A 2,859-nucleotide genomic window follows, 5' to 3' on the forward strand; every position below is an offset into this window, starting at 1 on the left:
CCGTATGAGTTAGGTTCAAATCGCGCTTCCCATTCTGGCTCTAATGCCATTTTGATTAGCGCTTGCAAGGCTCGGTCGTTCATTACGGGAATACCCAAAGGTCGTTTCTCATCCGTTCCTGGCTTGGGAATCCATACCCGACGTGTCGGTTTTACCTTTGAGTTAGGTTTTAATTTGACAACCAGCTTAAGACGTGCTTCTGGGGATAGTGATTTAATACCGTCCACTCCTGCCGTCTTTTTACCTTGGTTGTCTTGTGTTACCCGACGAACCGATAAACACTTTGCTGCCCAGGACTTCATCAACGTCTTCTGGAGTCTGCGAAATGCTTTGACATCACCACGACGAGATGCTTTGTAAATTCGTTTTTGCAACTTAAAAACACGTCTTTCCAACTTACGCCAGTTGATGTATTTCCATTCCACCATCGAGTCATTACTCAAAACCTTCTTAATTCGGTTAGTCTTCAGAGGAAGAAAACCGTTTTTAGTTGGTTTGGGAGCAATTTGTCGTGTATTAGACTTTTGCATTGCTACTCATAACTTTACATTCCAAATCACCGTAAGTCCGTCAGCATATCCCTGTCATTACAATAGGGCTTTCGCTTCTGACCTAATCTTTACTTTCGTTGCATACGGTTAGCACCTACTCAGTTATCGACCTTACTGAGGGCAGACGAGAGCTTACTTCGTTCCGAATAACCATTGTTTTGAACCTTTAGAATGATGCTGTCCACAGGGTTTATTGGGAGTGCAAAATGGTCAACTACGGAATTGCCAGCCCCGTTATCCTTTGCCTTTTGGCTCCAGCGCAATAAGCCTTATTTCGCTGGTTAGATATAACTATGGTTCAGACGCATCTTTGCTTTCGCTATTCATGGGTTCATGCTCGAAGGGAACCAGTTTAGGCTACCAGTTTTACCTCCTTTTCATCCCGCTTTACGGATTGATGGCTAGTCGCTACCGTAGGGATGATGCTGTTACCGTTGCACTTACGAAGAGGGACTTTTCTTTAGTTTCCTTTGGATTCACCCTCATGGTTATTCAGTTATCATCTGAGAGAGATTAAAGTGCGAACTCCACCCATTAAGGGTTATCTCTCAAATGTCACTCATCCTTGAGCATTTTCTACTCATTTCGAGTGAACGAATCGCACCCATAACATATCTTCGATGGGAATAATGACATGAAGCCTTTTATATGGGGATTGTGGTTTACTAGCAGCCTTTTTGAGCTTGGGTTTTGTAATAGTTGCAGTCATCGTACAATCTCCTATTTATATTGACGCACGGAAATTTCCCCCACTGTGATGCAGGGTTTGGTTTGCTATTTATCGGTCTTAAAAGTTATCAGTACATTTGGCAGTACAACTAGCTACATTGTTATAATCGTGTTGTTGTCTACCGTTTGCGGCGGAGACACTTTTCATAGGGTGATTGCACAGTTTTTAACTAAGCAATCGCTCTAATCAACAACTTCACCTACTCTTTTTCCGGTTGCCAGAATCGCAATTCGTCTCGGAAATACCTATCAGTCTTTTTCGATTGTTCCTTCCAGTGATCCCAGGCAACCACCATCTCTTCGCCCAAATCCTCTACCACTTCACCCCTTTCCACATACAAAGTACGGTATGGGTCAGCGTGAGCAACGATAGAGCCTACACCAATGATGTCTGGTTGAGAGGATGCGTTCTGGAGTGTGGAAATTAAATCTATTTCTTCTATGCTTAATTCTGCCCAGTAGTCCTGTTTAATTACCTCATACTCTTGCGTCACTGCCCAATAGTCCTGCCATGTACACCCAGGTTTAGCCAGCACTGATCTAATATCGCTAACAGCCTGGGGCAGCATTTCCAATTGCTCGGCTCGATATGCGATCGCAATTGGTGTAGGTTCACTTCCCAGAATTATCGCTGCTGCCTCCAATGCCTGAGTGTTATTCATCGCACTGGCAAGGTTTTTCAAAGCCATGCCCATCAGCCGCAGACATTCCTGGGCATTTTCTTTTGGCGGTTCTTGGGCTAGCGATCGCAAATCAATTGTCTTCTCCAGTGTAAGTTTTACCTGCTTGTTCAAAGCTTTGGTAGCTTGCTGGGTCATGGTATTTCCCCACTGTTGGGAAGGGCGTTGTTCTACAGCGTTTTCCAAATCCTGAATACGTTGCTTGAGTTGTTGATTCTCAGCTTCCAACTGCCGTAGTGATTCCATTTCGTCTAGGCGCTGCTGCAACTGGATGTTTTGCTCTTTTTGTTGCTTGAAGAGTTTTTGTAAGGATTCTACCTGCTCTTTAGCTTGTTCTTCGGCTCTGGCATTAGCTTCTGCTTGTAGCCCAATCCTCAATTCCTGGGAAAGTCCCTCTAGTTCCTGTTTATGGCGTTCTTCAATAGCAGCGATCGCTTCCGTATATTCTGCTGGGTAAGTACGTTCTCTAGGGAATGGAACGCTTGGGGCATCCAAATCAGCATTGTTGATGAGCAGCCTCTCGCCATCAGCAAAGGTAACAATCTGCTGCCAATGATTTGGTGCGTCTGCCTCAATTACTCCCGAATCCCCATACCTTGGGTGTGATTCTTGTGAAACAGTGACAGAATTACACAATTGCGTTTTAGGGTTTTCGCTTTTTGCGGCGCGTTTATTTGTTGGTGCGACTTGCTGCACTGCTTTAGCAAAATCGGCAGCAGTGGGGAAGGGTTTTTCTTTGGCTGCGATCGCAACAGCTTGCTCTAACTTATCGGGAGTTTCCACGAGTCGGAGCAAAGAGCGGGTTTGAGAAGGCTTAGTAATCTTGTCTTTGAGTTCCTCTGGCAGAGTATCAACTACTTTCTTCGCAGACAACAAATCCCTAACCCGACGATACCCAC

General features: G+C 44.9%; 2 protein-coding genes. Both read right to left on the reverse strand.

What is annotated here, in order from left to right:
• On the reverse strand, positions 1 to 530 hold a 530-nt coding region (locus IQ229_RS22140; RefSeq protein WP_457852510.1), incomplete at its 3' end, for a reverse transcriptase N-terminal domain-containing protein.
• A 950-nt stretch (positions 531 to 1,480) separates the two neighbouring features.
• The coding region (locus IQ229_RS22145) for a hypothetical protein (RefSeq protein ID WP_228013649.1) at positions 1,481 to 2,859 on the reverse strand (1,379 nt) is incomplete at its 5' end.

Origin of the sequence: Nostoc cf. edaphicum LEGE 07299 (assembly GCF_015207245.1) — a bacterium.
In the GTDB taxonomy this organism is placed as follows: domain Bacteria; phylum Cyanobacteriota; class Cyanobacteriia; order Cyanobacteriales; family Nostocaceae; genus Nostoc; species Nostoc edaphicum_B.